The following is a 19,997-nucleotide window of genomic DNA, read 5'->3' as shown; positions in this document are numbered from 1 at the left end:
TTTATATCGAGTCTGCAAACTGCGCATTTAAATAATCCGCAAATGCTCGAACAGTCGGGTTTTCGAGCAGCCAAACCGGTTCAATCTGCATACCCAAGTTTTTACTTAAACGTGAAGAGATCTGCATAGCCGACACAGAATCCATGCCATAGTATTGCAGTGATTCATCGACCGAGATCTCCTCAACTAATAACGCTTTTTTTACGGTGTCCAGCACGATTTGTTGGATGTCGCGCTGATCATCCAGTGGCTGCTCAGTCGCCGACACAGCTGCAACGTTAACAGTGGCGTCTTCAGTACGAGCTTGGCTCTGGCCAAACAAGATGCCATACACTTTTTCTACTTGAGCATCGCTGAAGTGATTGACATCAAACTGAGCTAACATGCCAACCATTGCATCCTTAATAGCCCCTTTGTCACCATCACTCAGGTGTGACTGATGTGTCGACCACTCGGTCAAGAGTTGCTCAAGCTGTTCCGACTCTGTTGACACAGTGTCTTGCTTGTCGACGTCAAAGAAGTGCTTCGCTTTGTCTTTATCGGAGATCCCGACAAACCCGACCACAGGCTCAGATAAATTCAAACTCTCACAAAACATCGGCATCGCAGCATCCATATCGATGGGGAGCATGCCATGTTTTTGCATTACATCCCTTCGCGCAGCTGGCATATATCGGTCCACGCTCCACCCAGCCCAGCACTGAGATATCGCTCGACCAGAACGCAACCCTTGAGCTGTGAGGCCATTTCGATAGCGAGCAAAACTATTTTGGAAAGCCGCTGAATAGCCGTAATCCGTTCCGCCTCGCAAGCCAAAAGCAGCTATCGACGAAAACATCATAAAAAAGTCTAAAGGAGCCTCAGCAAGGCAGGTATCTAGATTAACCGTACCTGTGACTTTTGCCTGTATCGTGTCGCTAAATTCCTGCCAACTTTTTGCTACCAATAAATTATCGTGCACCAACCTTGCCATATGCACCACCCCATGGATCGGCCCCACTTGTTGCGTAACTTGCGCAACAGTTTGCTGCAGTGCCTGTTGATCACAAATATCCACCGCATGGTAATGGATGCGTCCTTTGTATTGGTTGAGCTGCGCACACAGCGCACGCTGTTCATCATCGAGCACAGAGCGAGACAGCACCACAAAGTTAGCCTGCCAGGTTTTCACCAGCCGCTCACATAACAAACGACCAACAGGACCAAATCCCCCTGTAATAAGGTAAGTTTTTCCATCCTCAAATGCGATTGACTCAGCTCCACCGGGCGATCCCAAGGCAGCCTCGCCTTGGTGGTATTCAACGTGTCGCTCTACTTGGCGCTTCCCGTGATGATACCGCACTTTTTTAACTGCTTTGTCGACGCCATCGCTTTGCAATACCTCTTGTAGCAACATTTGTTGTAATGTTTGCTGTTGCGATCCGTGCTGGAGCAAAGTAAAGCGATAACCGTCATTTTCACGATTCACAGATTCATAGAACCCGGACATAGCATCAAGATACGCTTGGCTGACGGCTCGGTCTTCATAGATATAATACACCTCGACAGCCTGCTGCCAATTATTTTTCATGGTGGCTTTGAGTAATCCAAACAGCCCCTGTAGGCCAGTTTGTGCAGCTCGTGCACTGTCGTCTAGGCTGTCCATACACAATATAAGATCCGGCAATGACGCCAACGAGTCCATCGTTGCGGCCTGCTGATATGACAAGCAGGTAAGCGCTGGGAAATCAGCCAGTTTGGCTTTATCACACACTTGATAGAGCAACTTAGTCAACGCTGCCGTTTGAGGTTCATCTCCCAATAGATACAAGGTTTTACCTGCCAGCTGTGCCACGGCTTTATCCCAGGAAGCGACGGCGTCAAAAGGAGATGCCGCATAATGAGGCTGTGTTAACAGCCAAGAGAAAGGCTGCGCATTGGACATCGGCACTGACGCTGCGCCGCTATCAACCTCCTCAGATGAAGGCACCCAATATTTTTTCTGCTCAAAAGGATAAGTAGGCAGCGGTACTCGGCGACGTTCCGTGTCTAAAAATAAACGACTCAATTCAATGCGATACCCTTGTACAAACAGATCAGCGATGATACGCAATGCGTCATACTGCTCCTGCGCGCTGTGGCTGCTGCTGAAGCGCTGCACACACTCATTGCTATATGCTTGTAGTGACACCTGTTTTTTAAACGCTTTTCTATCAAAATGCGCATAACTGTAAGTGGGATCCTCTGTGCCTTCGATATAGGCCGTTAGAATTTGTGCCAATTCTTGCTGATCACGCGCAACCCAAGCCAAGCGGTGTGCACAGTGCTTACGACCATTGAGCAGAGTAAAGCTCGTTGCTGCCAGATCAAGTTCATGACTTTGACTGTGTGCAAGGAGCTGTTTGGCCATGATCACCAACTGAGGTTGTGACTGTGACGACAACACAAATAAATACTGTGCTCGTGGCGGTTGGACATGCGCACTAACTGGCGCTTCTTCGAGCACTAGGTGTGCATTGGTGCCACTGAATCCAAAAGAGCTGATCGCGGCAGTTCTTGGTTTGCCTACAGGCTGTTCCCACGGAGTGAGTTCAGTATTGACGTAAAATGGCGTATCGGCAAAATTGATCTGCTCGTTGAGCTTTTCGAAGTGAATGGTCGGAGGCAGCTGACGATGTTTTAACGCCATTAAAACTTTGACCGCACTGGCAACGCCAGCAGCCGTGATTGCATGGCCCATATTGGATTTAATTGACCCTAAAGCACATGCATTCGCAGGCTCAGTGGCCTCACTCTGAAAACTCGCCTTTAAACCTTCACTTTCAATTGGATCCCCTAAACTGGTGCCTGTACCGTGGGCCTCGATCAGCTGAATATCCTCAGCTGCAATGTTAAAACGACGGTGAACCTCTTTTATCAGCTTTTGCTGCGACTTTGCACTCGGCGCTGTGATGCCATTGCTGGCGCCATCTTGATTGGTACCACTGCCTTTTATGACACCGTGAATGTGATCGCCATCCGCCAAGGCATCCGCGAGCCGTTTCAGTATTAACACACCGACCCCTTCAGCGGGCACGAAGCCATCCGCTGCGGTATCAAATGTCTGGCAGCGGCCCTGTTTAGACAACATATTGGCACGATCCGCTTGCAGATAGAATTCAGGGCTTGATTGCACAAACACCCCGCCAGCAAGTGCCACATCTAACTCGCCGGACCACAACCCTTGACACGCTAAATGAATCGCAACCAAAGAACTTGAACAGGCCGTATCTACTGCCACAGCAGGCCCCGTCAGGTTCAAATAATAAGATAACCGCGCCGGTGTGATAGAGCCGGCATTCCCCCAAAATGCTTGAGCAGGGGCATCTTGCGACAAAATGTTCTTGTAGTCACCGCTATTACAGCCAACATACACTCCCGCTTTTTCACCAAAGTTGGGATCACCGGCATAACCTGCATCTTCAAGCGCTTTCCAAGACTCCTGTAAGAACAATCGCTGCTGTGGATCCATATAGGTTGCTTCTGTCCCAGAGATATTAAAAAAGCCTGGGTCAAATTGCTCGATGTCACGAAGAAAGCCCCCTTGCGCACAAAAATCAGTGGATAGCCCAGCGTATTTTGACATATCCCAACGGGTTATTGGCGTCACTAGATCAACGCGATTAGCAATATTTTGCCATAGCGCATCCACACTCTCAGAGCCTGGAAAACGACCACTCATCCCCACCACCGCAATCGCCTCATCTGGGTACTCGCGACGACTTGGCTGCTGTTGCATATCCTGTTTAGGCATAGGTTGAATGTCATTGGACGAAGGCGTAAGATCATTGTCCGATGCGGTTTGAAGCGCTTGCGCACCGTCAAAGCTATTCGCCTTTTGTGCGATATTGCGCTCTGGATAGCTCGTTAAAATATGTTCCGCCAGTTGGTGTACTGACACATAATCAAACAGCACTGTGGTACTGAGCTCAATGCCTAACTGTTGGGAAATATGTTGCGCCACAGCGACCCCTGAGATGGAGTCCAAACCATAGTCCGCAAACCCTTCGTGGGGATCAATATCAGCCACACGGACTTTCAGAGCATCACACAGCGCTTGCGTGATCACCTCATAAATTGCAGCTTGCTGCGCATCATCAGCGGCTCTTGATTGGCTGTTGTGTGTCGCCGACAACTCCGGTGGCGCTGATACTGATACCGATGCCGTTGCCTCGGCGATATCAGGGTTTTGCGCCACTATATGCTGGCAGAGCTGTTCGACATTAACGTGGTCGAATAACACCGTGGTGTTGAGGTCAATGTGTAGTTCATTGGAGATGGTTTGCGCTACATTCACACCTGTAATGGAGTCTAGTCCATAATCCGAAAAGGCTTCTGTTGGTTCAATCACCTCTGGCGGCACTTTCAATGCGTGAGACAGTGCCCGCGTGACAATTGACATCACCTCAGCGTGATCAGCTTGCGACGATTGCACCGGAGCTGCGCGACCAACCGATGACGTGACCTGTGTTAGCTCATTATCAGCTTTATCTGATAACAAAGACACCACATACTGTGCCAGCTGCTCCACATTAACATAGTCAAATAGCACCGTAGTGTTGAGCTCTACGTCCAACTCAGTGGAAATGGTTTGCGCCACATTAACGCCTGTGATCGAGTCTAAACCATAGTCAGAAAACGCTTCAGTGGGGTCAATTGACGCTTTTGGCACTTTCAATGCCGCCGAAAATGCCTCCAAGATCACTGAACTTACCTCAGTCAGCTGCGGTGCAATTTGCCCTGAACTGGGAGTAGCTACGGCCACAGTCTGTGCCTCTTGCGCTGCCGGTTTAGCGACATCTAAAGGTAGAGCTGTGCTGTGCGCCTGCTTGGGGGTCATATAATTACCATCACTGATCGCAATGACAATTTGCTGACCCATGCCATGAGATTGTGGCGCGGGGAAGTAGCTTTGGCTAAAACCCTGTGCAGCCAAACAATGTTGCCAGCCCGATGAAGATAACCCCGGCGAATACGGCATTCGCAAAGCAGCATCTTGATACAGCCACCAACCATCTAACAAGCCAAAGGTCAGATGGCTATATACCGAGCGCTCACTCAGTTCATTGAGGATCAATACACCATTGCGTTTGAGCAGCGCTTTGGTGTGTGCCAAGGTGGTGCTGATACTCTTCGTGGCATGTAATACTTGTGCTGCTATGACGATATCATAACTGCCTGTATTCACCCCTTGCGCCAATAGGGGCTGTTCGATATTGAGCAACTGCGTTTTGATAAATGGAAAGTCTGCCACATAGTGGGTTTGTGCATGATTGAGAAATGCCTGAGAGACATCGGTGTAACAATATTCAGCAATCTGTGGCGCAAACGGTCTCAGCTTTTCTAACAAGCCCGCAGTGGTGCCACCCGTTCCAGCACCGATCTCCAGTATTCTCAGTTTATGGCCATGCCCCTGTTGCTGCCATGCTCGAATAGCGGCACAAACAGTCAGTGCGACATCATGGTTAAAGTAGTCCGACACCTCATTATTTTTATACACCCCTTCTACTAGAGCCATGGACGACTGAGGGAACATAATATCGGTGGCTTTTATCTTCCCAGTGATGATATCAGGTATGGCCGTGACCATGGCATCCAATAGCGTCGCTTTAGCCGCGATCAGGTTGTTGTCTTGGTTGTGCTGGCAATATTGTTTCCAGCGCTGCCTGCAGGTATCCGCATCAAGTGCCTGCATTGGCTGTAAAGAAAGCAACTGCTGCCCCACTTGTTTGATCCACCCAGCTTGCTGTAATAGCTCCACACTGTAGGTCAACCACTGACTAAACATCGTCTCGTGATACGCACTCAACCCCAGCCCCTGTATGCGACCAACCAGCTCGGAAATCCTCACCTCTGAACCAGAGTGTACAGCAAGCACTCCCGCTGCACGTAATTGCACAGCTAACAATGGCAGTAAAGCTTCTGCCAAGGCTTGATTGGCTTGCTGATCTAATTGCCCAAGATGTCTGAGGGCTTGTTGACGCGCAGCTCCCTCCTGATAGGCCAAGTCAAATTCAGCCTGAATATCCGCTAAGACATTGTGCAGCTTCGGCGCTCGTGTGATCTGAGCGTGTTCGTTGACGCCGCCGATCTGTGCCCTGCTGTCCACACGAATAAATCCAAGTTGTGGCTCGTCACTGCTCAGTAAGTGATGGATAGCCGCCAGGGCAGGTTCGGGTTGGATCGATAAGATACCAGCTTTTTCCATTCTCTGACGATAAGACGCGTCGCTCACTGCACCGACATCTCCCCAGTAACCCCAATTGATCACGCTCACTTTGCACGACCAATGGCGGTTCATTTGTGTTGCGAAGACATCTTCAAACACCGAACCTGTGGCATAGTTTGCCTGACCTGGGTTGCGTGTGAATGCGATTAAGGATGAGAAAAACAAAGCAAAATCTAACAATTCAGCGTTAAATGTTTGTGCCAAACACAGGGATATATCCACTTTGGCGCTTAAACAGCCGAGGAACTCATCCTGTGACATTCTGGCCAAACTGCGATCTTGCAGCACCAATGCAGAGTGCACCACCCCGTGGATGTGCGGGTGGTGTACTTTAATTGAATCCAACGCGTCACGCATAGCGACGGGGTCACTGGCATCTGCGCACAGATACCAAGGTTTAGGACCATATTGTGCAAGACGCTCTATGGCGCCGCTGATCTCAGCATCTTGTTCACGACGGCCAATCCAGATCACATGGGCTTGATGGTTTTTAATCATCATCTCACTCCACACCTGACCTAAACCGCCAGCGCCGCCAACAACCACGTAAACCCCGCCATCGCGATAGGGCTCACTCGACACACTCGGTGGCGTGTAGGGGTAAAGTTGTTGAACAAACCATTGCCCCTGTCGGTAAGCTATCGATACACCATCGGTGGCTTGCTCAACACGACTCAGCGCGTGTATTGGCAAGCCACTGATAAAATCGCTATCTACAGCAGTGACATGCCAGTTTTTGTATTCTTTGGCCAAGCAACCAAATAGACCATGTAGGCTCGCATAAGCAGGATCTGCGCCCTCATCCGGCAAGACGGAAAAGGCATGGATCGTAACCAGTTTGATATCCAGTGCCCGATTTGCATAACCACACTGTAGCAACGCCTTGATAAAGTTAAAGCACAGCAATGCGCTCCCTTTTTGCATACTGCTGAGCTTAGTGTAAGCAAGGTCTAAATCATTGTCTGACGCACTGTCATAGTTCAGTTCAACATTGGCAGCTAAACACACGATTTCGTCAAATTGGCCAGCATGGGTGATCTTGTTGACAATGTCCTCAACAGAGTAGCTCTCTTTGAGCGCAATGCTTGTACCTTTGTTATATTGCAATACGCTGAGCGCTTTTGAGTAGTCTCCCAATTCAACCACCAACGTATTGCGTTGTGTATCGCGACTGTCATGCTCGCTGGCAACGGCGACAGTTGTCCAGCGCGGTATTAAATATTGATCCCACGCTTCGCTCGAGCTTGAGACCAATGACCCCGCGCTCTGGCTTGAGCTGATGTTGGTCACCTTGGTCTGCTCATCTGAAGGCGTTTGATGTACGCTGCCCGGCCCATGATAGGGCATCACAGCTAACTGTTTAAATTGCACGCTTAGTTCACCTTTGTTATTGAACACCTCAATATTAAATTGATGTTTTGCCCCCTTCTCGTCTCGATTGCACAGCACCCACATAGTGGCACTTAGCGCTGCGTGGATGCGCACTTGCTGACATGAGAACGGCACCATCAAACGAGGATCCGCATCTTGTATATAAAATGCTTTGATTGCTTGCAAAGCCGCATCCATCAGGCCCGGATGCAAAGTGAATGTACCTAACTGGTTTTCCTCTGTCTGCGCAAGCGCGATATTAGCAAGTGTCTGAGTTGGGGTGATGTACAAGGCTTGGACCAAACGATGTGTCTCACCATATTCAATGCCATGCTGCGCAAATGCCGCATAGAATTCAGCTGGTGCAATGATGCGAGCACCGGCCATTAATTGTTGTAAATCAGGCTGTTTATTGCCAACGAAGCGGCCGTGTTGTGCCCCCTGTTCCTCGATGTTGATCCGCGCATTCATACACAGCGCGTCATTATGTTGCACCGTAAAATCAATATTGTTGTTGCTGCCTTTCGGGGCCAGAGCCATCTCAATACGACCACCTTGTTGAGCCACGACCACAGCGCGGCGCCACACAATATTTGACAGCGAGAGACGGTCACTCTCCGTGAGTTTATGCACGTCTTTGGCAGCTTGCACCGCCATTTCTAGATAGGCGACACCCGGCAGTACTTTTTCGCCACTCACTTGATGGTCACGCAAGAACCACTCCTGCCCATTAAAATCGTTTTCATAACGCACACCCGAAAAATTGGATGTATTGCGCTGCAACAACGGATGCTGATGTGGCGTGACAGGCGCAAGTTGTGGCGCATCATCACAAATTGATGTGTACCAATATGAGTCCTGCTTGAATGGATAAGTCGGCAAAGACACGCGACGAACATGCTGATCTGTAAACCACTGTGCCTGCACATCGACATTTTGCCCCAAACACCAGTCGAGCAACCAAGGATATGCGGTAAAATCCGTAGCAGCTTGGTGTTGTTCGTTCGCCGCTTTGATATTTGCACTGAATACACCGGTTGCCGCTTGCTCGCCTTGATAAGACTTCAGCTTCTCAACCAACTCAGAGCGAGAACTGGCGATGATCACCAAACGTTCTTTGAGCGCTTTGCGTCCAACTTGCAGCGTATACGCAATATCAGCAAGAGCGACTGAGTCAAAATGCCCCGCTGCAAACCACGCTAAGAAATCACTGACCAATGTACTTAACTGCTGAGACGTTGCAGCAGAGAACATATAGGGCAGCGCCACATCACTGTCATCATCTGAACTGCGTGCTGCCACTGGATACTCTTCAAGCACAATATGTGCATTCGCCCCACCCGCACCAAACGAAGAAATACCGGCGCGATAAGGTAAGATGATGTCCTCTCGCTGCTGGTGTGGCCAATCTTCATAGTGCGTTTGTAGTTGCAGCAAAGAATGCTCAAAATCAATATTTGGATTCAGTGTTTGAGCGTGAATTGAAGGCACTAATTTTTGATGCTTCATTTGTAACAGCACTTTGCTCACACCCGCAACTCCTGCCGCTCCCTCACAATGTCCAATATTCGACTTTACTGAACCGATACGACAGCTAAATGGTGCGCTGCTCATGCCTTTGAAGGCTTTTTCTAACCCTGCAATTTCAATCGGATCGCCCAGTGATGTGCCAGTGCCATGGGCCTCGATATAGCCAAGTGTGGTCACATCTACATCTGCACTGGTCAGCGCGCTACTGATCACCTCGGCTTGGGCATTGGGGCTGGGCACAGTGTAGCCATTGGTTTTACCCGCGTGGTTAATAGACGACGCTTTTATCAGACCATAGATCTGGTCATTATCCCGTAGTGCCTGTGAAAGTGGTTTCAGGATAAGCGCCCCACACCCTTCACTGGGCACATAGCCATTGCCATCCGCAGCGAAGCTCTTACAGCGCCCTTCTGATGAAGCAAAGTTACCCTGCGCCAAGTTTAAATATTTATTCGGGTGCAAATTTAAGTTAACCCCACCTGCAATCGCAGCATGACAGTGGCCATTGAGAATGCTTTCACACGCCAAGTTTATTGACGTCAATGACGCTGAACACATGCTATCGACAGCCAAACTTGGTCCCGTAAAGTTGAGACTAAACGATACTCGATTAGCAATTGAGGCCGCACTGCCACCCAGTGAAATCGGGGTGCCGTGCACACCTTGCTGCGCGCCATAAAGTTGATATTCCGAATACATAACGCCGACAAATACCCCCACTTTTTCACCCAGAGGGTTCGCCCCTGGCTGAGCGCAATAAGTATCGGCATAACCGGCATCTTCTAACGCGTGATAGGCACACTGCAAGAATATACGTTCCTGCGGATCCATAAACTCAGCGTCATGGGGAGAGATATTAAAAAACAAGGGGTCAAATTCATCTACGCCATCAATAAAACCGCCCCACTTACTGTATGTTTTTCCGAGCACCCCTTTGCGCTCATCAAAGTAGCGACTGTGATCCCAACGCGAAGCGGGTATCTCAGTAATGGCATCCACACCTTGTACAAGGTTTTGCCAAAATTCATGTAGCGAGCTCGCTTGTGGATAGCGACCTGCAATTCCAACAATGGCAATGTGGTCTGATTGCGCCGACATGCCAGCTGTCAGTGTCGGCTCAGTTTGGCGCGCTGATAATGCCGCAGTTTCCTGTTGCGGCGCGTGTAATTGTGGTGTGCCGCTGTGCTGAACGAGCTCATCTTCAATGACGTGTCCATCTGACTGATCGGTACTTGAGTCCAGCGCAGTTTTGGGCGCAAAATGCGCTTGCAATTTGTCTGGGAAATGTTCTGAGATATATTGGCTGATCTGCGCAATGGTATTGTATTCAAAAAATAACGTTTTTGGTAAACGTCCGCATATTTTCTCAAGCGCACTGGTCATACTCACCACCATCAGAGAATCAATACCAAAACGCTCAAAATGTGCATCGCTGGTAATATCTTCCAGTGCGATATCAGTATGTTGATGCACAAGTTCACGCAACAGCTGCGCAACATGTTCAGTGAGCTGTTGCGTTGCCACTGGCGTGTGCTGCGCTGAGCTTATTTGCTCACTTGAATTGGGACTCTCTGAGCGCTGCTGCTGGCGCTCAGGTGCGTGATTAAGATAGGTATTTAACTCGTCGAGCGAGCCTGCTTGATACAGAATATGTTTGTCGATACTTTCACCTAACTTTGCACTGAGCCTATCGATCAGCACGCTGCGCTGTGTCATATCAAAGCCGTACTCATCAAATGCAAGATGAGTGTCCAACTCGTGGGCTGCCACGCCGCTCAATTCACTGCTTTGTGCTATCAAAAAAGCCATTGTCTGATCGGATGATAGGGGCTGAGCTGGCGCATTAAATAGCGCCCGGATCCGCGCGCTGACACCATGCATAACAAACACATTGTTGTGTTGACATTGTAACACTTGGTAGAGCGTTTGCAGGCCGTCTTGCGGAGCTAGGGTGCTCATCCCCCAATCTTGGTGCATGCGCGCAAGCGTCGGCGCATCAATTGCCATTCCCTCGGTGCCCCAAATAGGCCAGTTAATGGACACAGTACGACCTCTGCGCTCACCACGTTGAGCTAACTGATTGCGATATGTCGCATACCGGTCCATAAACTTATTGGCAGTGGCATAATTGCCCTGACCCACATTTCCCAGTACCGCGCTCACAGAAGAAAACAGCACCAGATTTTCAACATCTAAATGTTTGGTGGCGGTATCTAGGTTGACCACCCCGGCAACTTTTGGCTGGTATGCCTGATGTAAACCCTCTGGTGCCATATAAGCCACCAAACTGTCACGGGTCACCCCAGCACAGTGCAATATCGTGATACATTGCAGCGCATTTTGGTGAGCAGTAATAAAGTGGTTGAGTGCCGCCGCTTGAGTGACATCGACACTGTGATAAGAAGTGTGGCCACCTAGTGAGTTGAGTTGTGCTACCTGCTGTTCAATCTGTCTATCAGCTTGGCGCGACCCAAGTAAGAAAATACGTGCGGTGCGGGTGTGCTGCACAATATCTTGTGCAATCGCATAGCCAATCCCGCCCATACCGCCAGTGATCAGATAGACCGCCTCGTCACGCCACGGACTAAGGGCCCCTGTATCAGGGTTTATCTCGGTCCAAGTTTCTCGGTATAGCGTATTGTTTTTATATAGTAAATACGCTTCATCCATATGATTGGCTGCAACCCGGCACAATCCATTTATGTGTGCTTGGCTGGGCGGCGCTGATCCTTCTGGCACTGCGATGTCGATAAATTGACAACAAAACCTCGGATCTTCAAGTGCTGTGGTTTTTAATAACGCGGATAGGCTCGAGGTAACCGATGTCAGGATATTTTCCTCACCTTCAGACATATGTGTGGCGGCCACCACTTGTAAGCGGATCTCTGTCAATTGTTTTTGCTGCATCAGCAACTGTAACATCGCCAGTAAACAGCTCGAATGACGCTCAAAAGTGTCATTTAAGTTCTGATGTTCTACGCCATTAAATTGCCCACACACTTGCTGCAATTGTGCCTGACACAGCGCAAAATCTGTTCCAGCTTGTATTTGTACATGGCTCTCATCCAATACAACAATCAACTGCGCTTTATCCAGTGTAACCCTGTCACTCAGTGCTAAATGCACCGCACGCTCTGTCGCTTGTATCGCGCGGCTAAACTGTAACGTTTGCATCTTCTGCGCCGCTGGCGAAATCACCTTGTCCGGTGAAGGTGAGGTCGCTAACATGGCTCTAAAACTCAACCCGGTCATGCTCGCAATTAAATTGCCTTCTTCGCTAAACACGTCAATATTCACCTTGTGCACACTGGTGTTCGCACTTAGCTCGGAGGCCATAGTGATATGTGCGCGCACAGTGCCATTGAGTGCACCATAAATTCGCAATTGCGCTAGCGCGATTGGCACCAATGCCTCGTCAATATTACGGCTGCGGGCAATCAAGACCGCAGCGGATTGCAACACCCCATCAAAAATGCCCGGTTCAATCACCATCTCTTGCTGCGCAACGTTTTGCTCTGGATGCGCAACAATATCTGCAATCCCTTGTGTGCCTGAGATGATCAATTGCGAAACCCGTCTAAACTGCTCACCATATGCTATGTGACACTGTTCAAAATACCCATAGACAGATTCAGCAGATAACACAAGTGATCCGCTTTTAGGAAGTTCCGGTACAGCGCTACGCACTGGCGCAGAGGGCGCTTCCAATTGCACGTCTCCACTACAATGCGTCACAGGCTCAGCTTGCGCGGGGCTCGAAGTACTATTGATCTCAAATCGCGTGCCAGAACCATCACGATGCAGGTCAATGTGCACCGTTTTTGTAGCTTCATCGAGCACCCAAGGCGTCAACCAGCCAATATTGTTCATCACCAGTGTGTGCTGCTCAACAGGCTTAGTACCTTGCGTTGATATTGACAGCGCCGCACGCACCATTTCAACCATACTGACGCCTGGCAATATCGGTTTGCCATGGATCACATGTTGTTGTAAAAAGTAATCTTGACTGTCAAAGTGACTGACAAAACGTTGCTGCAAAAAGGTAGACACGTTGTTGTGCACTAATGGATGAAGTTTGTTGGCCTGCGGCTGCACAGCAGCGCTGCGCCGATTTTCAACCTGACCATCAATCCAAATGCTCTTTTGCTCAAAAGGGTAATCCGGCAGGGTGATCACCCGGGCTGCACTGTGCTGAAATAGCACTGAAAAATCACATGCCTCGCCCTCGCTATAGAGCTGTCCAAGCATATCTAATGCTTGCTGATATCTGTGGTGATTGTGCTCCGTTATCGCTTTGTTTAGTGAGTCCATTGCAAACTGCGCATAGCCTGGACGCACCGCGCTGGCAGACTCTGACTGAATATTGTCATAAACCTGTGTGCCCGGCTCACGGGCTACCCACTGCTTTAGGGCCTGCTCAGCGTGCGCCAGATTTTCAACCACACACGCAAAGCGATACTCAAAGTGAGTGCGCCTTTGCAACAGCGAGTAACTCAGATCCGCACAGTTAGTGACTAGGCCGCTTTGCAGATGTACTAAGAGATCTTCAACGCGGCGGCTGAGTTGCTGCGCCGTCTTTGCCGACAAGCAGAGTAAATAGTGGCTGTGGGCCTCTGTTGTGGGCTGTAATTCAGGCGCTTCTTCAATCACTAAATGGGCGTTGGTGCCGCTAAACCCGAACGAGCTGATCGCCGCTGCTCTCGGGTCTTGCCCATTCGACTGCCAGTTCGAGAGCGCGGTATTGACGTAAAAAGGTGAGCCATCAAATTGGATCGCAGGGTTACCGGTGTTGTAATTCAGTGATGCTGGGATTTTTTTATGTTGTAGCGACAGCAGTATTTTGCACAACCCAGCCATGCCCGCAGCCGTGGCGGCGTGCCCTAAATTGGTTTTTATCGACCCCAATGCACTCCATGCGGTGTTGCTGGAGTAGTGACTGTACGCGCGGCTTAAGGCTTCGTATTCAATGGGGTCGCCTAAACGAGTTCCCGTCCCGTGGGCCTCGACCATTTGAATGTTTTCTGGATTAATATTGAATTTGTCATAGGTGTCTTTGATCAGACGCTCTTGAGACACCGAGCTTGGCGCGGTGATCCCATTACTGGTGCCATCTTGGTTTATACCGCTGGCTTTGATCACACCATAAATTCTATCCTTGTCAGCAATGGCATCACGCAAACGTTTGAGCACGACAACCCCAACCCCTTCGCCTGGCACAAATCCATCGGCGCGCTCATCAAAGGTATAACACTTGCCAGACTTAGATAGCATATTGGCGCGATTAGACTTCAGATAAAAATCTGGGGTTGATTGCACAAATACCCCACCGGCAATGGAAATATCGACATCGCCATGTCGCAAGCTATCACAGGCGTTATGGATCGCCACCAATGAGCTTGAGCAGGCGGTATCAATGGCAATGGCCGCCCCTTTCAGGTTCAAGTGATAAGATATTCTGGCAGGAATAATTGACGGCGCATTGCCCCAAAAGGCCTGCGCTAGCGGCGCGTCGTCAAACAAGTGGTCGTAATCACCCTGCTCACACCCCACATAGATGCTGACAGCTTCACCATCCATGCTTTGCTCGCTGATCCCGGCATCTTCCAAAGCATGCCAACAGGTTTCCATAAACAGACGCTGTTGTGGGTCCATATAAGTGGCTTCTTTGGGAGACAGGTTGAAAAAGCCGGGATCAAATTGGTCAATACGGGTCAGTAAAGCCCCCGAATCACAATACTCATTCGGGTCAATATCCGGATAATATTGCGATAAATTCCAGCGGCGTACCGGCTCAACCAAATCTTCGCCCTTTTCCAATGCCGACCATAGCGCGGATAAATTGTCGGCTTTACCAAAGCGACCGCTCATACCAACAATAGCGATGTCGTCATCTGATGGTGTTAACGGCGTACTTGCTTGCGCACGGCTCTGCGGCACAGGCTGGCTTTGAGCCGCGCCCTCATCCGCTGGGCTGTGATGCGCTACCATGTCGTTTTCAGGCTGTTCGGGTAACTGCGTTGCAATGTAGTCAGCTAACCGCGTGATATTGGTATAATCAAATAAACAGGTACTGTGTAAAGTCAGTGTCAGTGCCTCATTTAAAGCCTGAACAACATTAACGCCAGTGATAGAATCGACCCCATAATCCGCAAACGACTCATCGACTTGAATGTCGTTCACGCTGTACTTTAAGGCATCCGCTATGACCTGCTTGATGGTATTTTTCAGCGCTGATGTGCTGTGCGCCTGAGGGGCCACACGTTGTTTGGCCCCAGTCTTGTCCTTGGTACTTGCTTCATCCGTGTCACTGTCGATCACAGCGGGTGACGGTTGGCTATCCGCACGAGTATCAGCTTGGGCAAACCGCACGCCATTGCTTTTAGCGACAATGATTTGTTGACCCAACACATGTGCACTCAGCTGTGGAAAAGCCACTTCCTGATACCCTTCTTGCTCTAGGGCTTGTTTCCAGCCAAGTGAGGTCAGTCCCGGACACTCGGGGATCCTGATAGCAGAATCCTCGTGTAACCACCATCCTTCGAGCAGACCAAAGGTCATGTGACAAAAAATAGAATCTTCGGACAATTCATTTAAGATCAAAACACCGCCAGGTTTGAGCAGCGCCTTGGCATTACTCAAGGTGTTACGAATATTTCGCGTCGCATGCAGCACGTTCGTTGCGATCACCATATCATAACTGCCACGCTCCACCGCTTGCTCGTCTACTGGCTGCTCTACGTTAAAAATCGCCGTTTTCAAAAATGGGTTGTGTGCTTGATAATGCGTGTGAGCATGCATTAAAAACGCCCGTGAAATATCGGTGTAGCAGTATTCTTCTACCTGATGTTGCACTGTTTTCAAGGTTTCAAAGACCAGCGCGCTGGTGCCCCCGGTTCCCGCTCCGATCTCTAATATTCGCACTTTTCTCCCGTGTTTAAAGCCGTGCTGGGTAATATGCGCAGCCACATCTGCTACCAAGTGGTTGAAGTAATCCGAGACCGGATTATGTTTGTAAATGCCTTCCAGTAAGCGCATTGAAGACTCGGGAAACATGATCTCAGTAGCCCGTTTCTCTGCGCTGAGAATTGCAGGTAGCGCCGATAAGGTCGCGTCGAGTAGTCGAGCCTGTGCCGCCGTTGCAGGATCCGCGGTCCAGTTAGCACACGCCTCGGCCCACTGTGTTAAAATCTGCTCATCGGTCGCAAGTTGTCGGCCTTGTTCGGTGATAGAAAATACGCTCTGTGCCTCTTGCTCAGAAGTTTGATAGGCAAGTATGCCGCTCTCACACAGGACATTGATGGCCTTGTGTAACCAACGCTGGAGGTAAGACTCGCTCTGCTCTGCGCGCAGCTGCTGCAAACGCAGCTGGCATGTTTGTACTGTCAAATTCGAATCATCAAACAAGCCACAGCGGTAAAGCTGGTACCACATATACTGAATGGTTAATTCATCTGCGACGGGAAACGTCAAACCCCCGCTAAGATCTGCCGTAGCGGGTAACAAAACGCGATTCAAATCACTGAGTTCCAGTGCATCACTACGCACCTCAGCAGCGACGTAACAGCGCTGTTTTGGTTCTGTATTTGGCAGGTTAGCCGATGCCGTCAAGGCGTTAACATACGCCACTTGATGAAGCTCTGAGCGCATCACGTTTTCAAGGGTTGCCATCGCATCAGTAATGGTTAAATCCCCCACCCCAGATTTGGCGCGCCAATATTGGAACATGTCAGAGTCAGCCAGTGCGCCCTCAGCGGTCCAATACCCCCAATTGATGGTTTTCACCTGAAACGGTACTACTCTTTGCAATGCGTTAGATAAAGTATCTTGAAACAGACTCCCCGCCGCATAATGGCTTTGCTCGGCGGCGGTGATAAAACTATTGATCGATGAGAAGTTCACCAGATAATCGAGTGATTCATATTTCAACAGCCGGGCGAGGTTAACACTGCTTTGTACTTTGGCATCAAAGACCGCGGAAAAATCAGCAAAGCGCATATTTTTAAAGGCACACGCCTTAAAAACCATCGCGGCATTGATCACCCCATTTATTTGACCAAACTGCTGTACAATGTGCTGGTAGGCCGTTTTTAAAGCAGCGTACTCAGTGACATCCGCTTGCACATACTGCAAGGTCATCCCCTCTTTGCGCAATTGTTCGATAGATGCTTGAATTTGCGGATCCAAAGCTCTGCGGCCCAGCCATATGACATGCACATTTTGATGCTTGAACATATATTCTGTGACCGCGCGGCCTATTCCCCCAGCGCCACCCACTATGACATACACACCACCTGAGCGACACAATACAGATGATTGCGCTGTGGTAGGTAAGGTGTTAGTCCATTCAATCGGAACAAACTGGCGCACTAGCCACTGTCCATGACGATACAGATGGACCCCATCAAAGCGACGCTGTATATCGCCTAGGATCTCCAGCGGCCACTGCGTACTACCTGTTCCCACATCAAACAAACGCACATTCAGCGCCGGGTATTCCTTACTAATACTGCCCAGCATGCCCACCAACGGCGCGTGCTCAAAAGCAATATCTTCCGGCAGGTCACTCTCCTGTTGCATAAGCAATGTCACACAAGATGGCGCAACCGACAGCTCATGCAGTACAAACTGTAGCCATTGAAAACAGTCCTGTACACACTTGTTATGATCGCCGCCAAGGACATCATTACTCGCCGTCGGAGGGATCCAAATGACATGGCTAATGTGCTGTGGGGCTATGTCAGGCAATGCCTTCTGCGGCGCTTGCTGTGCATCAAAAAAATACACTTTGTCATGCAGTGTCGACAGTGTCGCTTGTAGCGATACGCTCGCCCCCACCACACACACAACCCCCTCATGTTGACTGCTCGCTGCGTCACTTTGAGGCTGTGGTTCGATCTCAGTCCAGCGCGGTACCAGCGCACACTTCCCGACTCCCCCTTGGATATTCTCTCCTTGCGCTGCACGCTGCACAGTAAATTCTGATGTCGCCTCTTTTTCCTCACGGGGTGCTTGACTGTCAGTTTCTGGTAGCGACTCAAACCAGCACTCTGATGGCTCGAAGGCATAACTGGGCAAGCTGATATGCTGCGTCAGCTCAGGAATCACCTGATGATGTTCAATGTCCATATCCTGTAGCCACTGCGCCGCTTGATCATACACTTGCTCGACCCTCTGGTGCTCGCTATGAAAAGGCTGGCCATAGGCCTGCTCAGTAACCGCTGCGATGGCATCTTGTAAATTCGCCAACAGTGCTGCTTGTGAGCTAGCTATCACCACAACCCGTTTACTAAAGTGCGTGCGATGTCTGTACAAGTTGGCACTGAGCTGTGCTAACGCCAAGGTCGTTTGACGTGACAACCAAGCATGCATATTAGACAGTTGCGCCAGCAAGCTGGCCTCTGTTTTGGCTGAAAACACAAATATATAGGCTGATTGCGCCGCAGTTTGCGGCGATGGCTGCCCCCTTTGTGGGGCTTCTTCCAGCACAATATGTCCATTGGTGCCACCAAAACCAAATGCACTGACCCCTGCACGGCGCGGCAGCAAATAGCCTTGGCTATCGGTGCGCTGTTGCCACGGTTGGGCATTTTGAAGCACATAAAACGGCGAGTCTTCCAATGTGATCCGCGGATTGAGCGATTTAAAATTCGCCAGCCCTGGCAGGACGCCAGCTCGCATGGAGAGCAAGACTTTGATGATCCCTGCGATGCCCGCAGCCGCTTCAAGGTGACCGATATTGGACTTGGCCGAACCAATGGCACAATACTGGGTGTCGGTGCTGTGTTGGAATGCATGCTGTAGTCCCTGGATCTCTATTGGATCACCTTTTGGTGTCCCGGTGCCATGGGCCTCGATGTAGGTCATTGTATCTGGGCTCACCTGTGCATTGTGCATCGCACGAGAGATCACCTGCGCTTGTGCTTGATAGCTTGGATAAGTCAACGTATGGGTCTTACCACAGTGATTGACAGCCCCTCCTTTTATCACTCCGTGGATCTGATCGTTGTCCGCCAGTGCAGCGGCTAAGGGCTTTAACAAAATCAGTCCGGCCCCTTCGCTGCGCACATACCCATCAGCGCCAGCATCAAATGATTTGCTTTGGCCGCTCGGAGACAGCATCCCGGTTTTTGAAAATGAAATGTGTCGCGTAGGGGTCAGGATCAAGTTGATACCACCGGCCAGCGCCAAGTCTGTCTCCCCTAATTGCAACGATTGCATGGCACTGTGTACCGCGTTCATCGACGCCGAACACGCGGTATCCACCGTCACACTTGGGCCATTAAAGTCATAAAAATGCGAGATCCGATTGGCAATGATGGCATTGGCGGTGCCAGTAGACTGATAGGCTTCAATGGGCCTTTCGTGTTTTTCTAACAACTCCTTATAATCAAAGTTAAACGCCCCAATATACACCCCCACATTTTTCCCAGCCAGCGATTGCGGTACCACCCCAGCGTCTTCCATGCATGCCCATGAGAGCTCTAGCATGATCCGCTGTTGCGGGTCCATCGCCTGTGCTGTGGAGGGGGAGATACCAAAAAAACGGTAGTCAAAACAGTTCACTTTGTCGATGAACCCACCCCATCGCGAATTGCTCTTATTGACTTCGACGAGTGGATCGCCATCGTAATGTCGCCAATCCCATCTGGTATGGGGAATATCAGAAATACAGCTTTTCTGAGCCAAAAGGTTTTCCCAGTACTGATGATAATCTTCAGCCTTGGGAAACCGGCACGCCATACCAATAATTGCGATATCTTTTTGTGAAATTGTCGACATTCTTATTATCCTTGAATACTCGTCTCATCTTTAAACTACGGGGTTGTGTGCCATCAGTGAGGCAACCAGT

1 protein-coding gene is annotated in these 19,997 nt (G+C 49.8%); it reads right to left on the bottom strand.

Going from position 1 to position 19,997, the window contains the following annotated elements:
- Position 1 precedes the first annotated feature (1 nt).
- Positions 2-19,927, bottom strand: coding sequence for an SDR family NAD(P)-dependent oxidoreductase (locus tag MHN81_RS21695; RefSeq protein WP_239426702.1), 19,926 nt, complete (start codon positions 19,925-19,927; stop codon positions 2-4).
- Positions 19,928-19,997: the final 70 nt, after the last annotated feature.

The sequence above is a fragment of the Pseudoalteromonas sp. Of7M-16 genome (genome assembly GCF_022347805.1).
Classification (GTDB): domain Bacteria; phylum Pseudomonadota; class Gammaproteobacteria; order Enterobacterales; family Alteromonadaceae; genus Pseudoalteromonas; species Pseudoalteromonas luteoviolacea_F.
This window is presented reverse-complemented; position numbering and strand designations above follow the sequence as displayed.